This window comes from Synechococcus sp. R55.3 (genome assembly GCF_047461975.1).
GTDB lineage: Bacteria > Cyanobacteriota > Cyanobacteriia > Thermostichales > Thermostichaceae > Thermostichus.
On the sequence record NZ_JANSIG010000021.1, the window covers coordinates 1 to 23,502 of the forward strand.

Annotated in this window: 22 protein-coding genes and 1 pseudogene; 12 read left to right on the plus strand and 11 right to left on the minus strand. The window is 58.7% G+C overall.

The genetic code is table 11. The features are described 5' to 3' along the window. Both NW849_RS05115 and NW849_RS05120 read left to right on the plus strand, forming a co-directional pair. Positions 1–191 (plus strand): annotated as a pseudogene (locus tag NW849_RS05115) (hypothetical protein); the annotation flags it as partial. Between the two features lie 128 nt (positions 192–319). Beyond that, positions 320–922 carry a glutathione S-transferase family protein gene (locus NW849_RS05120; RefSeq protein WP_011432893.1) on the plus strand — a complete coding sequence of 201 codons (603 nt, stop codon included), beginning with the start codon at positions 320–322 and terminating at the stop codon, positions 920–922. An 11-nt stretch (positions 923–933) separates the two neighbouring features. Here NW849_RS05120 and NW849_RS05125 read toward each other — a convergent pair whose 3' ends face one another. The 3 genes from NW849_RS05125 to der form a co-directional block, all read right to left on the minus strand. Next, entirely contained in the window at positions 934–2,190 is a 1,257-nt protein-coding gene (locus NW849_RS05125) for a BMP family lipoprotein (RefSeq protein WP_414356312.1), read from the minus strand. An 88-nt stretch (positions 2,191–2,278) separates the two neighbouring features. After that, a complete protein-coding gene (gene smpB / locus NW849_RS05130; protein WP_011432891.1) occupies positions 2,279–2,743 on the minus strand; it encodes an SsrA-binding protein SmpB in 465 nt (154 codons plus the stop codon). A 23-nt stretch (positions 2,744–2,766) separates the two neighbouring features. After that, the gene (gene der, locus NW849_RS05135; RefSeq protein WP_414356313.1) at positions 2,767–4,146 is read right to left on the minus strand and encodes a ribosome biogenesis GTPase Der; all 1,380 of its coding nucleotides are present in this window, start codon (positions 4,144–4,146) and stop codon (positions 2,767–2,769) included. Between the two features lie 160 nt (positions 4,147–4,306). Here der and NW849_RS05140 point away from each other — a divergent pair, with 160 nt between their 5' ends. After that, a complete protein-coding gene (locus NW849_RS05140; protein ID WP_414356314.1) occupies positions 4,307–5,503 on the plus strand; it encodes an aspartate aminotransferase in 1,197 nt (398 codons plus the stop codon). Positions 5,504–5,506: 3 nt separating this feature from the next. Here NW849_RS05140 and NW849_RS05145 read toward each other — a convergent pair whose 3' ends face one another. The 3 genes from NW849_RS05145 to NW849_RS05155 all read right to left on the minus strand — a co-directional run bounded on the left by NW849_RS05145 (position 5,507) and on the right by NW849_RS05155 (position 8,237). After that, the gene (locus NW849_RS05145; RefSeq protein ID WP_414356316.1) at positions 5,507–6,715 is read right to left on the minus strand and encodes a Coenzyme F420 hydrogenase/dehydrogenase, beta subunit C-terminal domain; all 1,209 of its coding nucleotides are present in this window, start codon (positions 6,713–6,715) and stop codon (positions 5,507–5,509) included. Between the two features lie 5 nt (positions 6,716–6,720). Beyond that, positions 6,721–7,494 (minus strand): molybdopterin-dependent oxidoreductase, encoded by a 774-nt coding sequence (locus NW849_RS05150; protein ID WP_414356317.1) that lies wholly within the window; start codon positions 7,492–7,494, stop codon positions 6,721–6,723. A gap of 104 nt (positions 7,495–7,598) precedes the next feature. Beyond that, positions 7,599–8,237: a response regulator transcription factor gene (locus NW849_RS05155; protein WP_414356318.1), complete on the minus strand. Its 639-nt coding sequence runs from the start codon at positions 8,235–8,237 to the stop codon at positions 7,599–7,601. 526 nt (positions 8,238–8,763) lie between these two features. Between NW849_RS05155 and NW849_RS05160 the strand changes: the two genes are divergently transcribed. Beyond that, a complete protein-coding gene (locus NW849_RS05160; RefSeq protein WP_414356319.1) occupies positions 8,764–10,824 on the plus strand; it encodes a ribonuclease catalytic domain-containing protein in 2,061 nt (686 codons plus the stop codon). A 103-nt stretch (positions 10,825–10,927) separates the two neighbouring features. After that, the gene (locus NW849_RS05165) at positions 10,928–11,941 is read left to right on the plus strand and encodes a phosphate ABC transporter substrate-binding protein (RefSeq protein WP_414356321.1); all 1,014 of its coding nucleotides are present in this window, start codon (positions 10,928–10,930) and stop codon (positions 11,939–11,941) included. Between the two features lie 268 nt (positions 11,942–12,209). Here the strand turns inward: NW849_RS05165 and NW849_RS05170 are convergent, their stop codons facing one another. After that, on the minus strand, positions 12,210–13,208 hold the full coding sequence (locus tag NW849_RS05170; protein ID WP_414356322.1) for an ABC transporter permease: 999 nt from the start codon (positions 13,206–13,208) through the stop codon (positions 12,210–12,212). Between the two features lie 60 nt (positions 13,209–13,268). Next, a complete protein-coding gene (locus NW849_RS05175) occupies positions 13,269–14,087 on the minus strand; it encodes an ABC transporter ATP-binding protein (protein ID WP_414356323.1) in 819 nt (272 codons plus the stop codon). Positions 14,088–14,333: 246 nt separating this feature from the next. On the opposite strand from NW849_RS05175, the gene argJ reads away from it, so the two are divergent. From argJ to hypA, 3 genes are read left to right on the plus strand one after another with little or no spacing between them, the layout of a single operon-like run. Then, positions 14,334–15,551: a bifunctional glutamate N-acetyltransferase/amino-acid acetyltransferase ArgJ gene (gene argJ / locus NW849_RS05180; RefSeq protein ID WP_414356325.1), complete on the plus strand. Its 1,218-nt coding sequence runs from the start codon at positions 14,334–14,336 to the stop codon at positions 15,549–15,551. 15 nt (positions 15,552–15,566) lie between these two features. Further along, positions 15,567–16,745, plus strand: a complete 1,179-nt coding sequence (speB, locus tag NW849_RS05185; RefSeq protein ID WP_414356327.1) for an agmatinase — start codon at positions 15,567–15,569, stop codon at positions 16,743–16,745. 3 nt (positions 16,746–16,748) lie between these two features. After that, positions 16,749–17,132, plus strand: a complete 384-nt coding sequence (hypA, locus tag NW849_RS05190; RefSeq protein ID WP_414356329.1) for a hydrogenase maturation nickel metallochaperone HypA — start codon at positions 16,749–16,751, stop codon at positions 17,130–17,132. Here the strand turns inward: hypA and NW849_RS05195 are convergent. Then, on the minus strand, positions 17,129–17,386 hold the full coding sequence (locus NW849_RS05195) for a TMEM14 family protein (RefSeq protein ID WP_414356331.1): 258 nt from the start codon (positions 17,384–17,386) through the stop codon (positions 17,129–17,131). The two genes, hypA and NW849_RS05195, sit on opposite strands and share 4 nt — an antisense overlap. Before the next feature lie 202 nt (positions 17,387–17,588). On the opposite strand from NW849_RS05195, the gene NW849_RS05200 reads away from it, so the two are divergent. The 3 genes from NW849_RS05200 (at position 17,589) to NW849_RS05210 (ending at position 21,213) form a co-directional block, all read left to right on the plus strand. Then, on the plus strand, positions 17,589–18,164 hold the full coding sequence (locus NW849_RS05200; RefSeq protein WP_414356334.1) for an ureidoglycolate lyase: 576 nt from the start codon (positions 17,589–17,591) through the stop codon (positions 18,162–18,164). Between the two features lie 886 nt (positions 18,165–19,050). After that, the gene (gene ftsZ, locus NW849_RS05205; RefSeq protein WP_414356337.1) at positions 19,051–20,166 is read left to right on the plus strand and encodes a cell division protein FtsZ; all 1,116 of its coding nucleotides are present in this window, start codon (positions 19,051–19,053) and stop codon (positions 20,164–20,166) included. 69 nt (positions 20,167–20,235) lie between these two features. After that, on the plus strand, positions 20,236–21,213 hold the full coding sequence (locus NW849_RS05210; protein ID WP_414356339.1) for a D-alanine--D-alanine ligase: 978 nt from the start codon (positions 20,236–20,238) through the stop codon (positions 21,211–21,213). Positions 21,214–21,257: 44 nt separating this feature from the next. Here the strand turns inward: NW849_RS05210 and NW849_RS05215 are convergent, their stop codons facing one another. Further along, positions 21,258–21,755, minus strand: a complete 498-nt coding sequence (locus NW849_RS05215; protein ID WP_414356340.1) for a hypothetical protein — start codon at positions 21,753–21,755, stop codon at positions 21,258–21,260. A gap of 155 nt (positions 21,756–21,910) precedes the next feature. Between NW849_RS05215 and bchM the strand changes: the two genes are divergently transcribed. Beyond that, positions 21,911–22,576, plus strand: coding sequence for a magnesium protoporphyrin IX methyltransferase (gene bchM, locus NW849_RS05220; RefSeq protein WP_414356342.1), 666 nt, complete (start codon positions 21,911–21,913; stop codon positions 22,574–22,576). Between the two features lie 128 nt (positions 22,577–22,704). On the opposite strand, the gene NW849_RS05225 is transcribed toward bchM, so the two are convergent. After that, positions 22,705–23,433 carry a HEAT repeat domain-containing protein gene (locus NW849_RS05225; protein ID WP_414356345.1) on the minus strand — a complete coding sequence of 243 codons (729 nt, stop codon included), beginning with the start codon at positions 23,431–23,433 and terminating at the stop codon, positions 22,705–22,707. Positions 23,434–23,502: the final 69 nt, after the last annotated feature.

A 23,502-nucleotide genomic window follows, 5' to 3' on the forward strand; every position in this document is an offset into this window, starting at 1 on the left:
GGCAAGGCGCTCTGGGTGTTATGCTCAGAGCTTTGCGGGATACCGCCTTTCTGTTTGGACTCCGTCCCGCTGACGCGAACGGACTCCGTCCCGCTGACGCGGTCGCGTTAGCGTCGCGTAGCGACAACGGAAACGGGCAGAATGCTATCGCTTCACCGTTGAGCAGTAATGGTCAGCAGTGTTCAGCGTAAATGTATCAGTTGGAAGGACAAAGCCGCTAAAAAAGTGTTAGGGACAGAGGGTTTTTGTTGATTGGGTTGCCGTTGGCGTTGTTAGGACGAAGTTCTTTGTAAGGTGCTTTGGGCTGAGGTTAACCACAATGTTGCGACTGTACGGGATCCCAACCTCCGGAAATTGCTACAAAGTGGAATTGCTCCTCAAGCAATTGGGGATCCCCTATGAGACGGTTGAAGTCAACTCCAGGGCCGGAGAAAACCGCCGCCCCGAGTACCTGGCCAAAAACCCCCTGGGCCAGATCCCGGCTTTGGAACTGGAAGATGGAACAGTCTTGGCCGAGTCCGCCGCGATCTTGGTCTACCTGGCAGAAGACACCCCCCTCTACGGCCAAAACAAGTTGGAACGGGCCGAGATTTTGAAGTGGTTGCTTTTTGAACAAACCCGCATTGCCCGCTACATCGCCACCACTCGCTTCTGGGTGCGGGCCGGCCAAGCAGAGGCCCATGCTGACGTGATCGCCCAGAACTTGAAATCTGGAACAGAGGCCTTGGAGATCATGGAAGGCCACCTGCAGGGGAAAGCATTTTTTGTGGGCAACCGCTACACCATCGCCGATCTCGCCCTTTTCACCTACACCCATGTGGCGGAGCAGGGCGGGTTTGACCTCAAGCCCTTTCCTCAGATCCGAGCCTGGTGTCAGCGGGTGAAAGCCACCGACCGCTTCTTCCCCCTCCCCGGAGCCTAGAACGCCTTCCGCTAGTTGCTGGCTCCCTCCATGCCCTCTAGCAACTGGCCCAGATACCAAATCTCGACCTCGCTGGCCACATCTCCCTCAGCCAAGAAGGGCGTGCCATCTTGAAAGTTGAGCGGCCCCTTGAAGAGCTGAATGCTGCCATTCCCCAAGCCGGCGATGAACTCCTCCAACTTAGCCCTATCTTCTGGCTCCAGGGCTTCTCCCATGATGAACCCTGCCGAAGACGTGTCCGGGTTGTTGATATCCGACCAGTCGATGGGCGGACGCAGGAATTGGCTCTCGAAGGTGCCCGCGCGAGCTGCCTCGATCAATTGCTTGTATCCTGGCCCCCAGTTGTAGTAGGAAACCCCCAGGCAAATTTCGGGCGCAAAGTTACAACCGCTGGCCAGGCCGTAGTGGGTGTAGCGCACTCGCTTTCCGGCCTCAGCAGCCCGCTTGCCTTGTACCGCCGCCTCCGGCGTATCCAACCCCGACATCACCACATCAAAGCCGCCGTTGTAAAAGTCATCGGCAACCTTGCTTGGATCCAAAGTAACCCCTGGAATGTTGAACCAGAAACCAATCCAGGTCACCCGGAACTGCAACTCCTCGGGACGATCTCGGTAAGTTTCCCAGCAGTATTTGGCTCCCAAGTAGGCGGCAGCAGCGTAACGGCGGGTTTCATCGTTGATCAGAGGTCCCAACAGGCCAATTTTGCCGGTTTCGGAGCCCAGGGCTGCAGCACAGCCAGCCACCATGCGCATCGCTTCCATCTGGGGCATGATGTTGGCCAAGTTGGGCAGATCGATGTAATTTTTCCCCTCCTTCCAGGCCATGTCCCCAGAAGCATGGATAACCGCAATCTCGGGATGCTTGCGGGCCGTTTCAATCGCGTCGTCTTTGTGGTCATCGGAAGTAAAGATGATAACCTTCGCACCTCGGGCGATCATGTCATCCGCCACCTGGGAGGCGCGCACATTGGGCCGATCCGCCGGGTTCACCTTATCCAGGTAATCAAACTCGACACCGGGCAACTTGGCCTTGACGTATTCGCTGCCCTCCACATGCGCCTGGCTCCAGCCGCCATCCTGCATCGGCCCCACCAGCACCATGCCCACTTTGAAGGTCTCCTGCGCCGTTGTGGGGGTGGATCCCAGTAGAGCGGCGACTGCCAGGCCAATAGCCCAGCCTCTCGAGGGAGAAAAAGCGCGGGTAAGATTCCAGTTCACAGGCAGCTCCAACAGAACAGGGATCCAAAGCCGGAAGACTACATCCATCATCGGGATCCCGCTGCAGATCGCTGTATCTGAGAATACAAAAAGGCGCTTGGCAAACGACGTGGAAGCCAGCAGGGGCTCAGGGAGAAATTTATCGTTCCTTCAGTTCCCGCTGAATCTCCCGCTGGGTTTGCCGCTCTTTGATTGCCTGCCGCTTGTCGTGGAGCTTTTTGCCGCGGGCCACGCCCAGATGGGCTTTGATCCAGCCGCGGTTGAGCACCAGCTTGAGGGGAACCACGGTCAGGCCCTTTTGTTCCACCAAGCCCCGTAGGCGGTCGATCTCGCGGCGGTGCAGCAGCAACTTGCGGCGGCGGGTAGGGTCGTGGTTAAACACTTTGCTGGCGGTGTCATGGGGGGAGATGTGCAGATTGTGCAGCCATGCTTCCCCATCCCGAAAGAGGGCAAAAGCGTCTTGCAGGTTGGCTTTGCCCGCTCGTATCGATTTCACCTCTGTGCCGGTCAGTTGGATCCCGGCCTCATAGGTCTCCAAGATGTCGTACTCGAAGCGGGCGCGACGGTTGTCAACCAGGGTTTTGACGTTGGGATCCACAGCCATAGGCTTTCAGTAGACCAGAGGGCCTAACGAGAGGTCAGGGATCTCTCCAATTTTCGCACCGCCCGCCCAACCAAGCGCTCGGATTTGCCGCGCCAGAGAAAGCGAATGGGGGTACCGGTAAAGTCCAGGTTTTGCCGGAAGTGCTTTTCCAGGAAGCGGCGGTAGTTATCCTTAAACAAATCGGGATCGTTGACAAACAGAACAAAGGTGGGGGGCCGATCCGCCACCTGGGTGCCGTAGTAAATTCTGCCCTGCTTGCCCTGGCGGTTGGTGGGGGGCGATTGCCAGGCAAGAGCATCCTGGAGCACTTCGTTGACCACAGCGGTGGGAACCCGTTTGCGGTGGGCGGCCACCACGGTATTCACCTGCTCAAAGATTTTGTGGGTGCGTTGCCCGGTGAGGGCGCTGACAAACAGGAGCGGCGCCCATTCGATAAAGTAAAGCCTGTCGCGAATCTCGCGGGTGAACTCGTTGATGGTGTGGGTATCTTTGTTTTCTACTGCATCCCACTTGTTGACGACGACAACGCAGGCGCGGCCCTCTTCTTCGATGCGCCCGGCCAGCCTCTGATCCTGTTCGGTAACCCCCTCCAAAGCATCGATCACCAGCAGCACTGCATCCGAGCGCTGGATGGCCTTGAAGGCCCGGTTGATGCTGAAGAACTCAATGCCGTACTGCACGCGGTTTTTTTTGCGGATGCCGGCGGTATCGATGAGGCGATAGGGCTGCCCTTCCCAGGTGACCACGGTGTCGATGGCATCGCGGGTGGTGCCGGAAATGGGGCTGACGATGGCCCGCTCGGATCCTACCAGGCGGTTAAGCAGGCTGGATTTGCCGACGTTGGGCCGTCCCACAATCGAGACGGCAATGGGATCCGGCTCACCCACCGTTTCTTCGGTCACTTCGGGCAAGTGAGCCAGCACCGCCTCCAACAGCTCGGCTACCCCATTGCCATGGATGCCGGAACAGGGGATCGGATCCCCCAGCCCCAGCTCCCAAAAGGCTGCTGCCTGAGCCAGGCCCATCTGCCCCGACTCGCACTTGTTTACGGCCACCACCACCGGCAGGGGTTGTTTGCGCAGCCAATCGGCCACTTCTACATCGGCGGGTGTCAGTCCCTCTCGGCCATCCACCACGAAGATCACGGCCTGCGCCTCGGCCATGGCTGCCATCGCTTGCTGGCGAATGTGGGGCAGAAATTCGCTGTCGTCGCCAAAAACCAGGCCGCCGGTGTCCACCACCCGCAAGCGGCGCCCGTTCCACTCCACCTCCTGGTACAGGCGATCCCGGGTCACCCCAGGCTCATCGTGCACAATGGCCGAACGCACCCCCGCCATGCGGTTGACGAGGGTGGATTTGCCCACGTTGGGGCGGCCCACAATGGCCACAAGAGGTAGGGGCACTGTTGGCTCGTCGATAACTTGGGATATCTATCCTAGCTGTTCGGGATCCCGGATGCCCAAAGCCGCCAATCTCGATCATTGCTTTGGATGCAGGTCTGGCGGTAAGTTAGGTACCTATCCTCCCATCAGGCACCGGCTGTGCCCCTTCCCCATTCTTGCCATGAACCGCGCTCTCGTTCCTGCCCAGCGGCTGAACAAGCTGCCCGCCTATGTCTTCGCCCGCTTGGATGAGCTGAAGGCCCGCGCCCGCCAGCAGGGGTTGGATTTGATCGATCTGGGCATGGGCAACCCCGATGGTCCCACCCCACAGCCGGTGGTGAAGGCGGCGCAGGCGGCCATTGCGGATCCCGCCCACCACGGCTACCCGCCCTTTGAGGGCACGGCCAGCTTCCGCCAGGCGATCACGGATTGGTACTGGCGCCGCTACGGGGTGGAGCTGGATCCCAATGGAGAGGCGCTGCCTTTGCTGGGATCCAAAGAGGGGCTGACCCACCTGGCTCTGGCCTATGTGGATCCCGGAGATCTGGTGTTGGTGCCCAGCCCTGCCTATCCAGCCCATTTTCGCGGCCCCATGATTGCCGGCGGGCAGATCTACCCGATGATGCTGCGCCCGCAGAAGGGGTGGTTGATCGATCTGCAAGAAATACCGCCGGAAGTGGCCCAGCAAGCGCGGGTGCTCTACTTTAACTACCCCAACAACCCGACGGCGGCAGTTGCGCCCCGCTCTTTTTTTGAGGAGGTGGTGGAGTTTGCCCGCCGCTACGATCTCATCCTGGTGCACGACCTGTGCTATGCCGAGTTGGCTTTTGACGGCTACCGGCCCACCAGCCTGCTGCAGATCCCAGGGGCCAAGGACTTGGCAGTGGAGTTCCACACCCTCTCCAAAACCTACAACATGGCCGGCTGGCGGGTGGGATTTGTGGTGGGCAATCGCCAGATCATCCAGAGCTTGCGCACCCTGAAAACCAATCTCGACTACGGCATTTTTGCCGCCATCCAAAAGGCCGCCGAAACTGCCCTGCGCCTGCCGGATAGCTACCTGGAGCAGGTACAAGAGCGCTACCGCCGCCGGCGCGACTATCTGATCGGCCGCCTAGCGGAGTTGGGCTGGCGGATCGAGCCGCCACGGGCGACGATGTATCTCTGGATCCCTACCCCCCGCGCTGCCGACGGCACCCCTGAGGGATCGACGGAGTTTGCCCTGCGGGTGCTGGAATCTACAGGCGTGGTCGTAACCCCCGGCAGCGCTTTTGGAGAGGGAGGAGAGGGCTACGTGCGGATTAGCCTAATTGCCGATTGCGAGCGCATAGGTCAGGCTATCGATCGCTGGGCGGAAGCTGGGATCCGCTACTGCTGAGCCTCAGTCTTGCGGGAGTTGGTACTGCTCCACAATCCGCCGGGCAAAGGGGGGCACGTGCTGCTCCAACTTCTGGGGATAGTGGCGGCGCACATAGAGGTAGTTGCGGGTGAAGTGGGAATCGATGGAGAAGCGGGCATATTCCAGGCCGCGCGGCCCAAAGCGCTGGATTGCCGCCCCCAAGAGGCGAGCCAGCCACATTGGCAAACTCAGGGCTTGGTCGTAGGCAGGGATCCCCTGCTGCACTGCCGCCCTCCGGGATCCCTGCGAGATCACCGGTTGGGTTTCCAGCTCCTCCCAGACTAAGTCCAACAGCTCTTGCCCCCGCTGATTGCGCACCAGCAGCCACTGCCAGCCCAAGGGGGATCCCATGTAGCCCACCACCAGATCTGCCAGAGCATTCACATAGTCAAAACAACTGAGGCAGGAGGGGGCAAACACGTCCTTGAGTTCTTTGGTCTTGAGGCCGAAGAAGGGCACCTTTTCCACCGAGCCATCTTCGTGTTTGAAGTGGATGTGGAAGTCTTGCATAAACTCGTAGTGCACCACCGTCTGTGGGGAGCGGCTGGTGGTTTCTAGAAACTTTTGCAGCCCGGCACGGCTGACATTGTCCACACAGGGCGTGCCCAACACGTACAGCTTCTCCAGGCCCAGTTTTTTTTCCACCGCCCGCAAAGCTTGGATTTGGCAGCCCACCCCGATCACCAATAGGCGTTTGAGGCCACTTTGCTCCACTTGCTCCAGCACCGACAAATTGGGGGACAGGGTTGGTTTATTGACCCGCGCCGCCAAGACCGCTTCGGGGGTACGTGCCAAGATGGGCCGGGGCTGAAAGCGATCCCGCTCATCCGCCTGCACGCACACCACCCCTTCCACCAAGCCGCTGGTGAGGGCCTTCATGCCAATGCTGCTGACGATGCCCGTCCACTGGGCACCAGGGATCGGATCCCGTTTGCGGGCCGTAAACATTGCCTCGTAGACACCGAAGTAATCGGTATCGGTGACGGCGAGGGATCCTGAGCGCAGCGATTCCCGGGATCGCCCGTGGGTCTGTTCTTCCAACTGGGTCAGTTGCTGGTTCAAGAAGGCACAGGCTTCTTTGACGTGGGCCACGTAGCGGGTATCGCAGAGGCCGCACTGGCTGCACAGCTCTTTGGCCGGATAGCGGCCGGAACGGATGGGCCGGGCTGGACGCGGTGAACGGGATCCCATGATTTCTAGTGTTTGCGTAAGCGGAATGGAGTCCAATGGATCTTTTGAGCTTTGCTATTTAAGCTTTCTTTGAGATCTAAAGACACAGGCACCTCAGGCGTTCGCAGCAACGGCAACCAAGGTGCTCTCTTCAGTTTGCGGCCAAAACGGCAGATAGCGGCAAAGAACTTCGAGGGATCCCTGCTAAAGGAGCGCAAAATTTCAGAGCCTCTATAGATTGCTGTAGCGTTCTTCGGCCCAGGGTTCACCGCCCATGTAGTAGCCGTTGCTCCCCCAAAAGCCCAGCTGATCTTAGGGGGGAAACTCCAGGCATATGGGTGAGGGATCAAAGTGCGCACCGGCCCTACCGGGAGCGGTTGTCCTTCCAGGGTATGAACCAGGTAGTTTTCGGGGCGGATGAACTCCTCCAGAGTCAGGTTGGTGGTGTAGCCACCATAACAGCGTTGCATCACCGCCTTGGCCTCAGGAGCGATGGATACTGCCTGCAACACGTCCGGGATCCGCACCCCTGTCCAAGTCACATCCAACTTTGACCAGCGGGTAACACAATGAAAATCGGCGGTGAACGTATGTTGGGGCAAGGCCAGCAGATCCTCCCAGGTGAGCACTACTTCTTTTTCCACGGATCCCCAAATGCGCAGCCGCCATTCTTCTGGCCGGATCACCGGCGTATCGCCGTAGGTGAGCACCGGAAAGCCCCGCGCCAAATGCTGCCCAGGGGGTAGCCGACCCGACAAGGGATCCTCTCCTGCCAATTTTTGAAAAAACTTACCCACCATGGTTATTCTGCTCTGCAAGCGCTGCTACCACCCTATCTCCAATCGGGCTGAGGAGAGAGAGTTCCTGAGCCGCTAAGCAAGAGGACTCCGAAAAAGGAGAGGAATCATAGCGGTTTTTTGCCCAGACCACTTTCTATCGCCCAGCGGGCCAGTTCTGTGCGGTTGTGCAGGCCGGTTTTGCCCAGCATGTTGCTGACGTGGCTTTCAACGGTGCGCTGGCTCACCCCAAGAGTTTCGGCAATCTCGCGGTTGGACAGGCCCCTGGCCACGTACTGGATCACCTTAGTTTCTGTTGGCGTCAGCTCAATTTCCCGATCCAGTTTTATGACGGGTTGAACGCCCGCGCCCTGCATTTGTAACAGGCGCTCAGTATGTTTGAGAGAAGATTCCACCTGCGCCACCAATTCTTCCGGCTCAAAGGGCTTGACCATGTAAACATCTGCCCCTGTGGTCAGGCCGCGCACCCGGTCTGCCGTTTGCCCACGCGCCGACAGAAAAATCACAGGTATCCAGTCCGTAGCACTGTTGGAGCGAATGGTTTCCACAAAGGTGTAGCCATCCATCTCCGGCATCATCACATCGCAGATGATCAGGTCTGGAGTGAAATGGCGCATCGCTTCCAACCCCTCCAGACCGTTGCTTGCCGCCACCACCTCATAACCGCGAAACTCTAGGTAGTCCTTGGCCAGCAGGATTAAGTTCGGATCGTCGTCGATGAGCAACAGTCGCTTCGGGTTGTCCACGGTTTACCTTTTGAGCGCTAAGCTAAAAAGTTTTAGGTGAAGAAATACGGAATCTCCTGTTTCCGTGACTTTCACTGTAGGTTTCACTGTAGGGAAACGACTCTTGAGTACCACCCTTTTGCTTGCTCAATTGGGGAGCAGCCTATGGTAACTGTGCCCTACCCCTAGTCTCTAGGATATCACACATGGAAGAAGTGGAAGTATCCACTTGCGAAATGCTGGCAACAGTATCTCTACGGAATTTAGGGACTCCAGTTGGTAACCTCATCCCAGGAACTTGGCAGAGCTGGCCTCTGCTCTGAAATCGCAGTGCCCAACACATAACCGCAATCTACCCAAAAATTTGTATCTCGTGTGTCTATATATCACATACCTATATGCTTAAGTACCGATATATCTAACATCTGCTATCTATTCAAGTGCCCGTACGTCTTCTGGCTGGGGTTTCCAGGTAGGCAGGCGGGCAGAGCTGATGGAGAATGGAAGAAAGCCTGCGCTTTAACGACAGCCGACATGGGGAGAACGGGTGGAAAAGGGCACACTGGTGGAGTTTCGTTACAATAACGACCGTGTGTTGGCAGTGGTTCAGGGCACTGAGGGCAAGAAGAACCTACTGCTGGGGGTGCCTTCTGGGCAGGTTCATAGTGTTCACCCTCGCCAGATTACCTTTGCTTTGAACGGGGGATCCAGCTTCACGGCTTCCGACATTCCCGGCTTTTGGCAGGCGGTGCAAGCAAAGTTGGATCCCGAAAGCTTGGCGCTGGCCTGGGAACTGGTGCAGGAGGAGCGGCGGTCTCTGAGCTTGGCCGAAATGGCTCAGCTGTTGTTTTCTGATGATTCTCCGGTCTCTACCTATGCCGCCTATCGCCTCTTGAGCGAGGATCGCACCTACTTCAAGCAAAAGGGGGAAAGCTACGAACCCCGCACTCCGGCTCAGGTGAAGGAGATCCTCCATCAAATGGCCGTCGCCCAACAACGGCAGCAGGAACAAGCAGAGTTTGAGGCCCACCTGCGGGAGGCTCTGGCTCATCCCGGCCAAGGGTATCCCTGGACTCCTGCCGAGCGGGCCCGCCTGGAGGTGCTGGAACGCCTGGCCTTACAGGGAGCGGCGGCAGCCATTCGCAGCCACGAGGATCTCTCTTCCAATCTCAACCTGTCGGATCGGGAACGGGCCTCGCAACTGCTGGAGCTGATGGGGTTTCCTGACACTCCGCAGGGGGCTTTTGAAGCTTTGGTGGCTCTGGGGCTGTGGAGCCGCCACGAGAACCTGGCCCTGCGCCTCACCGGGATCCCAACCCAGTTCCCGAAGGCGGTGGAGCGATACACCCAAGCCCTGCTCAGCCAGCCTCCCTCTTTCTGGGATCCCCACCTGCGGCGGGATCTCACCCACCTCCACACCTACACCATCGATGATGCCAGCACCCGCGACATTGACGATGCCCTCAGCGTCGAGTTCTGGTCGGATGACGCGGTGAAGCTCTGGATCCACATCGCTGATCCCAGTTGTTGGGTGCAGTGGGGGGATCCCCTTGATTTGGAAGCCCGCAAGCGTGGCACCAGCGTCTATTTGCCGGAGCGGGTGATCCCGATGTTCCCGCCGGAGCTGTCCACCGGCCCGATGAGCTTGGTGCAGGGAGAGGTGCGGCCTGCCCTTAGCTTTGGCATTCTACTGGGATCCGACGGCCAGATCCGGGATTCCGAAATTTGCCTCAGCCAGATCAAAGTCACCTACCGCCTCACCTACGAAGATGCCGATGAAATGTTGGAGTTGGGGGCAGAGGCCCAACTGACGGCTATTGCCCGGGCGGCCCAGTGGCGTTATGGGTGGCGCATGGCTCAGGGGGCCATTCAGATCGGCCTGCCGGAGCAAGATATCAAGGTCATCGACGAGATCCCCCACCTCCGGGTAATCGAGGATACTCCTGCGCGGCAGATGGTGGCAGAAATGATGGTGCTCACCGGCGAGGTGGCGGCCCGCTTCGCCAGCCAAAATGGGATCCCGGTGCCCTATCGTCTGCAGCCGGCTCCCGACTTACCTCCTCCCGAAGTGCTGGATAGGTATCCCCAGGGGCCAGTTCGGTCTTTTGCCATCATGCGCTGTCTATCGCGGGCGGAAGTAGCCACCCAGCCGGGGCGACATACAGGGCTGGGGCTTGAGGCCTACTGTCAGGTTACCTCCCCGATTCGGCGCTACCTGGATTTGGTGGCCCACTACCAGATCAAGGCCTTTTTGCGCGGGGATCCCTTGCCGTTGACGGAGGCGGATGTGCAGCAGTTGCTGGTGGGGATTGAGCCGGGCACCGCTGAGGCCAACCAGGTGGAGCGGAAATCCAAGCGCTATTGGAGCATCGAATACCTGCGGCTGCGACCGGGGCAAACTTGGCGGGCCTTGGTCTTGGGCTACCTGCGCGAGCAGGAAAACTTGGTGTTGGCCATGCTGGATGAGATTGCCTTTCGGGTGCCGGTGCGCCTAGAACGCCAGATTCCTCTGGGGGCTTGGATCGAGTTGGAAGTTGTGCAGGCGGATCCCCGTGCGGACGTAATTGAGCTGCGCGAGGTGGGACGAGAGGCGGCCATGGGCGGATAGATGCACCTTAACCTGCTGCTCACCCAATCTGCGCGGATAGCTGATACAACAGAGGGGGAAGTCTCAAAAGTCTGGATCGTGAATTTTCTTTAGGGGGGATCCCATGACTGCACGACCTTCCGGCCCACCTCCAATCGTTTACATTCTTTTGTTCGCGATACTGGGAGGCGGCGGCTGGTATGCCTATCGTTCCGGCCTGTTGGACTCATTCCTGAATAGAGAGAACACGCCTCCTATCCCCAGCCAGATTCCAGCTGCCCGGCCCCAAGCCCCAACAGCGCCCAACCCCCCTCAGGCCCAGGTACCCAACCCGCCTGCCAACGCCGTTAATCTGGATACTTCTCTGCCCAACCCAGCAGTGCTCCAGATGGATGGCAGCGTCACGATGATCCGGATCGTCTTGGCCCTGAAGGGAGGCTACACCCAGCGCAACCCCGGCATTCCCCTCACCTATGGGATCCCGGATGGCAAGCCCAATGGATCCAATGCCGGCCTGAAGGCCCTGATGGAAGGTCGCATCCAGATGGCCGCTAGCTCCCGCCCCCTCAATGCCAGCGAAGTGCAGGCGGGTCTACAGGCGATCCCGGTTGCCAAAGATGCCCTGGCGGTGGCGGTGGGGGTGAACAACCCCTACAAAGGAGGACTGACGCTGCAGCAATTGGCCGATATCTTCCAGGGTCGGATCACCAATTGGAGCCAGGTGGGCGGCCCGGATCGGCGGATTCGGGTCCTCAATCGCGCCCCCCAGAGCGGCACCTACAGCGTTTTCCAAGAACTCGTGTTGTTGGGGCTGCCCTTCGCTCCCGATAACCCTCCCTACTTCACCACCGCCACAGAAGATGTCACCACCCCGCTGCTGCGGGCTTTGGGAGAAGATGGCATCACCTACAGCACTGTCGATCAGGTGCAAAACCAGCAAACGGTGCGGATTGTGCCCATCGACGGCCAGATGCCCACCCGTGAGGCCATCCAGAGGGGCAGCTACCCCTTGGCGCGGAATGTGTTTTTGGTGGCACCTCAGAGGACTAGCCCTGTGGTGGCCGATTTCATCAACTACGCGCTCTCGGATCAAGGCCAGCAAATCATTGGCCGCACTGAGTTCATCCCCCTCCGATAGCAACCCAAAAATAGCATCTGAGATAGCCGCCGACAGCACCCGACAGCAAGCGCAGCGATATCTCTGGGCTTTTCCAGAAGACGCCTTCCACCTGCTCCTATTCAAGGCACTTAGTCGTTTCAGGTTAGAGTGAGGCGCCTGAGCTATTGAGAAAAGCCTTTGGCCGCGTGCGTTCAACGTTTTAGGGGTGGGTGCAGCGTCCTAGTTTGAATCCAAGTGACCCTAGATGTTAGAGAGGGGGCCCTAATTTTCACCAAAGTTCAATTTTTCAATTCTCTCGGCGCACAGCACTCTCATGCCACTTGCCCAACACCCGGTCGGATAGAGCACTCAAGGAAATAAAGATCAGGATCCCCAAGCCGGTGACCAAGATCAAGGCCGCAAACATGCGGGGCACCTGCAGGTTGAAGCTGGAGATCAAGATCTGGTAGGCGATCCCGGCCCGCTGCCCGCCAGTACCAGCGACAAACTCCGCCACCACCGCCCCAATCAAAGAGAGGCCACCGCTGATGCGCAGGCCCCCCATGAAATAGGGCATGGCACTGGGTAGCCGCAAGTAGATCAACGTTTGCCAGCGGTTGGCCTTGTACAGTTGGAACAGGTTGAGCAGGTTGTGATCGACGCTGTTCAGCCCCAGAGTGGTGTTGGAAAGAATCGGGAAAAAAGCCACAATCCAGGCGCACACCACCATCGCGGCAAAGGTGTTGTTGCGCAGCCAAATGATGATCAGCGGGGCGATGGAGACAATGGGCATCGTCTGTAAAATCACCGCATAGGGGAAAAAGCTGCGCTCAATCCACTTGCTCTGGGTGAACACAATCGCGACCAAAAGCCCCGACACTGTGGCAGCCAAAAAGGCCACCACCGTAATTTGCACAGTGATCAACAGGGAAGGAAAAAGCGTTCCCCAGTCGCGGATGAGGGTTTGCACCACCAAAATCGGCCCCGGCAAGAGGTAGTGGGGCACTCCCGTTACCCGCACCGCCACTTCCCAGCCCACCAAGAAGAGGATCCCGACGATAAGGGGGGCAATCACTTCCAGGTTGAACCAACGGCCCAGATTCAACCCCTTTGCAGGCACCCCTGAGCCGGCACTCGGTATGTCTGCCTCATCCGTGGGTTGGGATCCGAGTTTTTCTCCAACTGCGCCGGTCAGCTTGGGCAGAGACCAATCTGGCCAATGGAGAGGCCAGCTCTCCCCCAAGCCAACAAGGGATCCCAGCCAACGGCGCCATGGGTCGAGAAGGTGGACAAACGGGTCGAACATATCGTGAAGTTGAGATACGCAATAGAGAGTCAAGGGAGCACTGTCAAGCAAGGGATCCCGTCAGCGCAAACATCCGGCAGAGAGGGGGCGCAAATAAGGATCCTGAGCTGAGCCGTGCATAGCTTCCTGCAGACGGGCCGACACTTCACGGCAGTAGTTGTTGTAAAGGGAAGAGGTGCGAAAGTCTTCCGAGCGAGGGTAGGGTGCATCAATGGGAATATCGGCTACCACCCGCCCTGGGCGAGCCGCCATCACCACCACGCGGTTGGACAGGTAGACAGCCTCGTAAATGTTGTGGGTAACGAAGAGCACCGTCCAGCGCTTTTCTTGCCACAGCTCCAACAGATCGCTGTTCAACTTGCTGCGGGTGATTTCATCCAAAGCGCCGAAGGGCTCGTCCATCAGCAACACTTGGGGCTTGGTTACCAGGGCGCGAGCAATGGAAACCCGCATGCGCATGCCGCCCGATAGCTCGCGGGGAAAACTGCGCTCAAACCCCTGCAGGCCCACCCGTTGTAGAGCTTCCAAGACATCTCGATCGGCTTTTGGCTTGGGCTCACCTGCCAACTTCAAGGGCAGACGCACATTGTCCATCACCGTTGCCCAAGGCATGAGAGCCGGCTCCTGAAACACAAAGGCCAACTTGGGCTCCCCCTGGGGGGCGTTCTTCTCAAAACTTTGCCCCCATTCGATAGAGCCTGTGGTCAGATGCCCCAGACCCGCCACCAACCGCAGCACCGTGCTTTTCCCACAGCCGGATGGCCCCACCAAGCTGACAAACTGCCCTTCTTGGATGGTCATATTCATGTCCTGCAAAGCCACCGTGCCATTGGAATAGACCTTGCTGACATGGTTGAGGGTGATGACAGGGGCAGGCATGGCTGGCAGTTCCCAGAGCAGAGGATAGAAGAGTATCCTTCCCAATCTAAAAAGGGGAAAAGATGGGTGATAGAAAGCGCACACTTTCAAAATACCCCTCTCTGCTGCCTCTGCTTGGTAGGCATAACTACAACTCTTGCCCTCAGAACCGGTTCTTAGAGAGTTTTTCACCGAAAGCTTGCGATAGTCCAAATCCGGGCAGCCAGCCGGTATGATATTGCCGACCACCCCCTGGCCAAGGAACACATGGGATCCCAATTTAGACCGGTTGAAGGCGCCGTTACTGCCCCGCAAGGGTTTCGAGCTGCTGGAGTGGCCGCTGGTCTAAAGCCCTCAGGAGCTGCGGATCTGGCCTTGATCGTTTCCGAGTGCGATGCGGTTGGGGCAGGCGTTTTCACCACCAATCAGGTCAAAGCAGCCTGTGTCACCTACAACCAAGGGATCCTTTCCCAGCAGCAGCCGGTGCGGGCCATTCTCTGCAATGCCGGGCAAGCCAATGCCTGTACCGGCGAAGAAGGGGAGCGCAACAATGCCCAACTGGCCCTCTGGGTGGCAGAACGGTTGGGGATCCCGGCCCATCAGGTGCTCACGGCCTCCACAGGGGTCATCGGGCGACAACTGGAAATGCCGAAAATCCAAGCAGCCCTGCCTGGCCTTATCGACAGCCTCTCTCCAGAGGGGGGGGAGAGCGCCGCCCGCGCCATCATCACCACCGACTTGGTGACCAAAAGCGTTGCCCTGCAAGCTGAGATCGACGGGTACACCGTCAGGGTCGGGGGCATTGCCAAGGGATCCGGCATGATCCACCCCAACTTGGCCACGATGCTGGCTTTTTTAACCTGTGACGCGGCTGTGGATCCCCGCCTGTGGCAGCAGATCCTCAAGCAAGCTGCCGACCTCAGCTTTAACCAAATCACGGTGGATGGGGATACCAGCACCAACGACATGCTCTTGGCTCTGGCCAACGGCCAAAGTGGGATCCCAACCCTGCAAGCCGGCACAGAAGCTGCCCAGACTTTGGCGGAGATGGTCAACCAAGTTTGCATTCATCTGGCTAAGGCCATTGCCCGCGATGGGGAAGGAGCTACCAAGCTGCTGGAAATTCGGGTGTGTGGGGCTGTGGATGATGGGGCAGCCCGGCATATGGCCCGTGTGATCGCCAGCTCTCCCTTGGTGAAGGCGGCAGCTTTTGGCAACGATCCCAACTGGGGACGGGTGGCAGCCGCCGCCGGACGGGCCGGGATCCCTTTTGACAGCCGCCGGTTGGATATTCGTCTGGGGGATTTTCTGCTCATGCAGGCGGGAATGCCCCTGGCTTTCGATCGCAAGGCAGCCTCTGAGTACTTGAAAGGGAATCCGGTGACCTTTACCGTGGATCTCCATCAGGGATCCGGCCAGGGCGTGGCCTGGGGCTGCGATCTCAGCTACGATTACGTGCGCATCAACGCCGAATACACCACCTAACGGGGGATCCCAACCATGACCACCGAATCGAACGCAAATAACGGCTTTTCTACCGAAGCCCAAGCGGCTCTGGCCAAGGAAGCGAGGCTTTCCCTATCCGGTTGGCAGCAAGAGGTGAGTCGAGGCTTAGAGTTTGGCCTCGAGGCAGCAGCCAGCATCGGCGATCGCTCCATCCCCACCTTTTCCCGTGGCGAATTGCCCCATTATGCCGGCATCAACACCTTCCTCAAGGCTCCCTACCTGGAGGATGTGCGCAAAGTTGGGGAGTACGATGTGGCAGTGGTGGGTGTACCCCACGATTCCGGCACCACCTATCGGCCCGGCACTCGCTTTGGCCCACAGGGGATCCGGCGCATTTCCGCTCTGTACACCCCCTACAACTTTGAGTTTGGCGTCGATCTGCGAGAGCAGATCACCCTCTGCGATGTCGGCGATATTTTTACGATCCCGGCCAACAACGAAAAATCCTTCGACCAAATCTCCAAAGGGGTAGCTCACATTTTCGGGTCTGGCGCCTTTCCCGTCATCCTGGGCGGGGATCATTCGATTGGCTTTCCCACGGTGCGGGGGATCTGTCGCCACTTGGGGGACAAGAAGATGGGCATCATCCACTTCGACCGCCATGTGGACACCCAAGAAACCGACTTGGATGAGCGCATGCACACCTGTCCTTGGTTTCATGCCACCAACATCCGCAACGCACCGGCCCATAACCTGGTGCAACTGGGCATTGGCGGCTGGCAAGTGCCACGGCAAGGGGTGAAAGTGTGCCGGGAGCGGGCCACCCATATCCTCACCGTTACCGACATCACCGAAATGGGCTTGGATGCAGCCGCCGATTTCGCCCTCGAAAAAGCTCTAGACGGCACCGATTGTGTGTACATCAGCTTCGATATCGACTGCATCGATGCCGGCTTTGTGCCGGGTACAGGCTGGCCGGAGCCCGGTGGGCTGCTGCCGCGGGAAGCGCTCTACTTGCTCAAGCGCATTGTGCGGGAAGCGCCGATCTGCGGCCTAGAGGTGGTGGAAGTCTCTCCCCCCTACGACATCAGCGATATCACAGCCCTGATGGCCACCCGAGTCATTTGCGATACGCTGGCGCATTTGGTGGTATCTGGGCAACTGCCGCGCCGAGAAAAGCCCGCCTACATCCACCCGGAGGCGACGCCAGAAATGGTCGGCGACTGGAGGTGAGAGATGCACGAGACCGACATGACCCGCGCCTTGATCCAAACACTACGCGACTGGTGGCAAAGTCAGCCAGGACAGCCTCAGATTGCTCGGGTGCACCTGGTGGTGGGACAGTTTACCTGTGTAGAGCCGGCCAGCCTAACTTTTGCCTATGCCGCACAAACCCAGGGTACTTTCCTACAGGGATCCCAGTTGGTCATCCGGGAAACGCCGCTCATTGCCTATTGCCAGCCCTGTAGCCAAGAGTACAAGCCAGAGATAGGCCGGCGCTATGCTTGCCCCAACTGCGGATCCCCGATGGAGGAGATTCGCTCGGGCCGAGAGCTGAAGATCGACTACATCGAATGTCTGACTGACTCCGCCCCACCGGCGCGACCAGAGGTCGCCTAAGCCGATCCAAAGCTAAGCCCCAGAAGGACAGCCGCTCCCAAGCTGAGGATGAACATCAAGCTGGCAGGCATCAACTTTCGGGTTTTGCGGTAGCGCAGGGCAAATAGGATAGACCCCAGCACCGCCGTCCCCAAGCCCAGCCCCCAGTGGGGATCCACCCCCAGCAGCCCATAGCTGACTCCGCTGAGTGCGGCCCCAACCAGCCGCAGAGAGCAAAGAGCAGAGAGGAAAGAGGAGAGATTTCTTCCTCTCACTCCTCTCTTCTCACTTCTCACTCCTCGCTCCTCGGTACTCAATTCGAGACCTAGTACGTGCCCTCAAGAAGGACAAGGTAAGAATTAGAGACGCATAGACCGTTACCGGGAAAACCGTTTCTTTCCTGTCGCTCTCAATAAGATAAAAAGTCTGACTCCAATCCAATTGACCCCAGTCCAAGAAAGAGCGAGGATGCCAACCATGAGTACGACTGCAACTGCCACCACCGTTGTCCGGGTGCCGATTGTGGATGCCACCCCGGAAAATGTGCAACCCTTCGGCCAACTTTTGGGGGACGATGTGACCAATCCTGGCCTGGGGATCCCCTTTTATCAGGAGCGTGTCCTGGAAGGACAAAACATCGACTTTCAGTACACCGGTAGAGCTGTTATCCGTACCGCCAAGATCCTGCCCGGCTATCCACCTGTGCTCTGGCTAGAGCGCCACATGCGTATGACCCAGTTGTTCGTCGGTCTGGGGCAAGAGCCGTTCATCATGGTGATGGCTCCTCCCAACCATCCCCAAGAAGCTCCCGATCTCGACAAAGTACAAGCCCTGCGATTCCCTGCCGGGCATGGGCTGCTGCTGCACCTCGGCACGTGGCACGATTTCCCCATTGCCTGCGAGCGCCCCGCTGTGGTGCTAACCGCCAACTCTGAGGAAGTGGTGGAAGCCCTGGCCAGCATGAAAGGTGCCCAGGAAATGAATCAGGGGGATGTATTCAAAATTTCCCTCCCCCAACGGCTGAAAGCGGAGATCCACCTGGAGTTGGTCTGAACGCAAACCTGGATCCCGGGTCTCCACAGAATGCCAAAGCCTCAGTTCTAGAAGCGGCCCTCTATCAGCCTTTGGCCAGATAGGGGACTCGTCGCCTTATTGGGGTCGGCCTCTTGTACCGAAACCACCCTTTGGGCTCTTTCTCCCTTGCAAGGGACAGCGCTCTGCAACAGATTCTGGTAGTGGTTTATTTCTCCAAAAAGGTGCCCCGGCAGCATCCCATTTTGACTACAGGAGGCCGGTATTCCCGGATACTTGAAAAGCAAGGCGCGATGTTCATTTTGGGCAATCACGAATGTCGTTACAGCCCTTTCGCGAGTTTACTCCCTCCGCATCTGGGTTCCCGGCCCACTTGGGTAAGGGGCTCTGGCAGCGGATCTTGTGCAGGTGACCGGCGGAAGGGCTGCTATCGCGGGCCATCTCGGCAGCAGCTTGACCCATCCAAACTTTGTCTAAGTATTCGAGAACACCTATCCACCCAGCGAAGAGCTTTGAGACAAGTTCAGAGAGAAATGCCCCTGCGCAAGGGAGGATTCACAAGCAAAGTGCGAGACAGAAGGCTACCTACGACTCTGCCAATGGGACTCTCTAGGAGAGGCGTATCCAACCGGAAGATTCACAAACGTCTGCAGCGTTGGCATCTGAAGAGAGTTGCCTTATATTAAATCAGCTAGCATGTTCGATATTTGCCAGAATTTAAGTTATCGTGAGAGCTGACATGCCATCCAATTGGTCAGACATCCATCCTCCCAATCCTGGGCAAGGGCTCGATCAAACTCAGTCAACGCCTTCCCATTGGAATGAGGGCTACAGGGGAGAAGGCTCTCACGCCGAGTATGAGAGGAACGGATCTCAGACCAGAGCGGCGGATCGTCCAGAGGAGATCATGCCGAGCAATGCCGCAAAGATTAAGGTTGTAGGCGTGGGGGGTGGGGGTGGCAACGCGGTCAGTCGGATGGCGGCCAGTAACCTCGTGGGCGTTGAGTTTTGGAGCGTCAATACCGATGCGCAGGCCCTTGCCCAGTCCTCGACGGTGAACCGCTTGCAAATTGGGCAGAAGTTGACTCGAGGCTTGGGTGCAGGCGGTAACCCGGCTATTGGCCAGAAAGCGGCAGAAGAATCCAGCGAAGAAATAGCAGCAGCCATCAAAGGAGCAGATCTGGTCTTCATTGCCGCCGGCATGGGGGGAGGCACGGGCACGGGTGGAGCACCCATCATTGCCCAAATTGCCAAAGCCAGCGGTGCCCTGACGGTGGGAGTGGTGACACGGCCCTTTTCCTTTGAGGGCAAGCGCCGCAGCAAGCAGGCCGAGGAAGGGATCCAAGCGCTGCAAGAGGCAGTCGATACCCTGATTGTGATTCCCAACGACAAGTTGCTTTCGGTGATCTCCGAGCAAACCCCTGTCCAAGAGGCTTTTCGCGTTGCGGATGATGTGCTGCGTCAGGGGGTGCAGGGCATCTCGGATATCATTCTCATCCCCGGCATGATCAACGTGGATTTTGCCGATGTGCGCAGCGTGATGGCCGATGCCGGTTCTGCCTTGATGGGGATTGGCATGGGATCCGGCAAATCTCGCGCCCGCGAGGCTGCCATTACCGCTGTATCTTCGCCGCTTTTGGAAACCTCCATCGAAGGGGCCAAAGGTGTCCTCTTCAACATTACCGGTGGGCCGGATTTGTCCTTGCATGAAGTCACAGTGGCTGCCGAGATCATCGCCGAAGCTGTGGATCCCGAGGCCAACATCATCTTCGGCACCGTCCAAGACGAGCGCATGCAGGGGGAAGTGCGCATCACCGTTATTGCCACCGGTTTCCATGAGAAAGCCCGTGCGGCTGCCATCCCTGCTGCAACCAAAGTTTCTGCCTCCAACAAGTCAGGGGTTCGTAAGCCCACCCCCACGAGCCCTGAGCTGCCGCCTCGACAGCCCCCGGAGCCTGAGCCTCCGATGTCGGGTGGCTTGGATATTCCCGAGTTTTTGCGCCGCCGGCGGCCCCCTTCGTAGAGTAGAGTGAAGGAATGCCGGTATCTTGGTGCCGGTTGTCAAGGGTGGGGAGTGCTTCGGGGTTAAGCCATGAACATTGTTGTCTTGGCGGGGGGTCGTTCGGCAGAACGTCAAGTTTCTTGGGTAACGGGTAAAGCCTGCAAGCGAGCTTTGGAGGATTTGGGCCACCGGGTGAAGGTGATCGACCCAGAGGAGGATCTGCCGCTGCGCCTTTGGCAGGAACGGCAAGCCGGCTGCGATTTCGTTTGGATTGCCCTGCATGGCCCCGGCGGCGAGGATGGGGTGGTACAGGGGATGCTGGACTGGCTGGGCCTGCCTTACCAAGGATCCGGGCCGCTGGCCAGTGCCCTTGCCATGGATAAGCTGGTCTCCAAGCAGATCTTTCGCGCCGCAGGGATCCCTACCCCCGATTGGCGGGTTTGGGATGACCAAAACCCCCTCGCTTGGGCCGACTGTGCGGCAGAGTTGGGATCCCCACTGGTGGTTAAGCCCAGCAACAACGGCTCGACGGTGGGCATCAGCATTGTCCGGGATGAGCAGTCATTGGCTCAGGGGCTGGAGTTGGCCCGCTCGGTCTCGTCGCGGGTTTTTCTGGAGCGCTATGTTCCCGGCAAGGAGATCACCCTCTCGATCTTGTCCGGCCAAGTTCTTCCGGCCATCGAGATCATCCCTGCCCAAGGCGACTTCTACGACTACGAAGCCAAGTACGCGCCCGGTGGCTCGCGGCATCTGATCCCCTGTTCCCTCAGCCCGGCAGGATTGGCCCGCTGTGAGGCGGCAGGTCTGAAGGCCTATCGGGTGTTGGGGTGCGAAGGCTTGGCGCGGGTGGATCTGCGGGTGGATCCCGAGGAAAATCCTTGGGTGTTGGAGGTGAATACACTGCCCGGCATGACCCCCACTTCCCTCTGTCCTGATGCGGCGGCAGCTCTGGGGTGGACGTTCACCGAGTTGGTGGAGCGAATGCTGCAGGATGCCCTGCGAAAGGCAAACCTGACCGGATCCCGGCGTTCTCAAAGTCCATCGGCGACCCTCGGCAACGCTCCCTGAGGCTTTTCCTAAGACAAGAGCCTCTACCCCAGGTTTTTGCTCTCTCAGAGAAGGGCAACCAGCAAAAGAACTACCCCAGCTCCAACAATCAGTACAGCTCCCCCCAGCCACACCCAGGAGATGCGGGACCTGCTGCCTATGTCGGTTTTCCCGACAGGATTCTCCGGCGCAGGTTCAGGCTTTGAGTTGACCGAATCCGGGGCAACAACTGTCAGATCCTGCAGTAGGCGATCGCCTTTTTTTTCCAACAGAACTGTGGTTTCTTCTGAGGCCAGCAGCGGGTTCAACAAGGGGGCCGTTTGCTCCCACTCGTATTCGGAATGTCCCGACTCACGCCCGTACACCGTGACCTGCTCCAAGCCGGGCAAGCCCAACACTCTGAGCTCCGCCTGCACCCGTTCCATGAGATGGGGGTAGTCCACTCGGGCCGAGGAGGATCGATTCAGAAGAACATGCAGATGACCTTGGCGGCGTTTGACCGCGATTTTGACCGGGGCAGCCAACCGAGCCTGCAACGCTCGGGCAATCTCAGCTTCGGTCATGGGGCAACATCCAAGGCATGCGGGTTAATTCTAATACAATCCTAGGGCAACGATGCAGAGGGTTACGGGGCCTCGGGGTAGAATGGGATGCGCGTTGGCGAAGAAAAGCAGAGCGTTCATCTTTTTCTCTCGCCGGATCCCTAGCCGGAAGTTCTATGCAGGAAAAAACCATTGTCCGCGATTATTTCAACTCCGTTGGCTTCGAGCGCTGGCGGCGCATTTATGGTGAAGAAGAAGTCAATTTCGTCCAAAAAGACATCCGCCTTGGCCATGCCCGCACGGTAGAGACGGTGTTGCAGTGGTTGGGGGATCCCTCGGGTTTACGCATTTGTGATGCCGGATGCGGGGTGGGCAGCCTCAGTTTGCCCTTGGCCGCCAGGGGGGCACAGGTGTTCGCCAGCGACATCTCGGAACAAATGGTGAGCGAAGCGCGCCGCCGCCAGCAAATGGAGCTGGGATCCACAGACAACCCCCAATTTTGGGTCTCGGATCTGGAGGAATTGACAGGGGAATACGATGTCGTCATCTGCCTTGATGTGATGATCCACTACCCCGAAGCCGATGCCCTCCGCATGTTAAAACACCTGACCTGCCTGGCCCAGTCCCGCCTGATCTTCAGTTTCGCTCCCAAAACCCCCTGGCTGACGCTGCTGAAGAAAGTGGGAGAGTTCTTCCCCGGCCCCAGCAAAACCACCCGCGCCTATCAACACCGAGAGGCGATCTTGGTGAGCCAATTAACCGAATGGGGCTGGAAAGTGCAGCAGCGACAAACCATTCGCAGCCGCTTCTACTTTGCTTGGCTGCTCGATCTGGTTCGCTGAACCTGCCGCCCACTGGATACCTTCTGTCGGAATGTTCGCCTGAGGTGGTGATCTCCCAGATTTCCAGACGCCAGGAAGCGATCTCGAGCCAGCAGTATGGCCATGCTGGTTTGCCTCAGCCCAAGGGGTCAGCCGAGGTTATCCAGTTGCTCCAGCAAATCGGGATCCGCCAACTTTTGTAGGGCAAGCCGCGCGTCATCCCGCACCCCCCAATCGGGATCGCGACTGGCGCTGGTCAGCAATTGCCTTGTTAGCATCGTGTAAACAATGGGATCCTCGAGAGCCAGTTTCACCTGTTGCCCCAGGATCCCTAAGCTCCAGGCACAGTTGCCGCGTACCGCTGCGATTGGATCTTGAGCCAAGCCCCGGCAGAGAGCTGCGACCGCCTCATGCAATGCCGGGCCAGGCAACGCCTGCGCCTGGGCCAGTTGTCCGAGGGCACTGGCAGCCCACAATCGCACTGCCGCGATATCCCCGGCCAACACTTCCAGCAACACCGGGTACGCCCGCGGATCCTTGGCATTGCCCAACGCCCACACCAAGCCTTTGCGCACATAGCCGTTCCAATCCCAGCGCAAGCCCTCGATCAGCACCTCCACCTCAGCGGGATCCGGATTCCGACCTAGGGCATAGGCTGCTCCCACCCGCACCAACGGGCAGGGATCCCGGACTAGGGCCAGCAGGGGTTTAACGGCGCGGGGTTCTTCGATCTCACAGAAGGCGCGGGCCGCCTGCATCCGCAAATAGGGATCCGGATCCTGCAACTGCTGCAGCATCAGCTCCACATCCACCTCCGGCGGTGAGTGAGGTGGCAGCTCGTCTAGGGGCTCAAGGGGGGAAAAAGCGTCTTCTTGCATGAAAGGGTGCCCAGGTGTTGGCGGAGGGGGCGAGCGCAAAACTTGCCCTTCCCCACGACAAAAGCCAGA

Bases quoted from the DNA above. Each gene is read 5' to 3' on its own strand.
- NW849_RS05120 (WP_011432893.1), top strand. From the start codon at position 320: ATGTTGCGACTGTACGGGATCCCAACCTCCGGAAATTGCTACAAAGTG.
- NW849_RS05125 (WP_414356312.1), bottom strand. From the start codon at position 2,190: ATGATGGATGTAGTCTTCCGGCTTTGGATCCCTGTTCTGTTGGAGCTG.
- smpB (WP_011432891.1), bottom strand. From the start codon at position 2,743: ATGGCTGTGGATCCCAACGTCAAAACCCTGGTTGACAACCGTCGCGCC.
- NW849_RS05140 (WP_414356314.1), top strand. From the start codon at position 4,307: ATGAACCGCGCTCTCGTTCCTGCCCAGCGGCTGAACAAGCTGCCCGCC.
- NW849_RS05145 (WP_414356316.1), bottom strand. From the start codon at position 6,715: ATGGGATCCCGTTCACCGCGTCCAGCCCGGCCCATCCGTTCCGGCCGC.
- NW849_RS05150 (WP_414356317.1), bottom strand. From the start codon at position 7,494: ATGGTGGGTAAGTTTTTTCAAAAATTGGCAGGAGAGGATCCCTTGTCG.
- NW849_RS05165 (WP_414356321.1), top strand. From the start codon at position 10,928: ATGACTGCACGACCTTCCGGCCCACCTCCAATCGTTTACATTCTTTTG.
- NW849_RS05170 (WP_414356322.1), bottom strand. From the start codon at position 13,208: ATGTTCGACCCGTTTGTCCACCTTCTCGACCCATGGCGCCGTTGGCTG.
- NW849_RS05175 (WP_414356323.1), bottom strand. From the start codon at position 14,087: ATGCCTGCCCCTGTCATCACCCTCAACCATGTCAGCAAGGTCTATTCC.
- argJ (WP_414356325.1), top strand. From the start codon at position 14,334: ATGGGATCCCAATTTAGACCGGTTGAAGGCGCCGTTACTGCCCCGCAA.
- speB (WP_414356327.1), top strand. From the start codon at position 15,567: ATGACCACCGAATCGAACGCAAATAACGGCTTTTCTACCGAAGCCCAA.
- hypA (WP_414356329.1), top strand. From the start codon at position 16,749: ATGCACGAGACCGACATGACCCGCGCCTTGATCCAAACACTACGCGAC.
- NW849_RS05200 (WP_414356334.1), top strand. From the start codon at position 17,589: ATGAGTACGACTGCAACTGCCACCACCGTTGTCCGGGTGCCGATTGTG.
- ftsZ (WP_414356337.1), top strand. From the start codon at position 19,051: ATGCCGAGCAATGCCGCAAAGATTAAGGTTGTAGGCGTGGGGGGTGGG.
- NW849_RS05210 (WP_414356339.1), top strand. From the start codon at position 20,236: ATGAACATTGTTGTCTTGGCGGGGGGTCGTTCGGCAGAACGTCAAGTT.
- NW849_RS05215 (WP_414356340.1), bottom strand. From the start codon at position 21,755: ATGACCGAAGCTGAGATTGCCCGAGCGTTGCAGGCTCGGTTGGCTGCC.
- bchM (WP_414356342.1), top strand. From the start codon at position 21,911: ATGCAGGAAAAAACCATTGTCCGCGATTATTTCAACTCCGTTGGCTTC.
- NW849_RS05225 (WP_414356345.1), bottom strand. From the start codon at position 23,433: ATGCAAGAAGACGCTTTTTCCCCCCTTGAGCCCCTAGACGAGCTGCCA.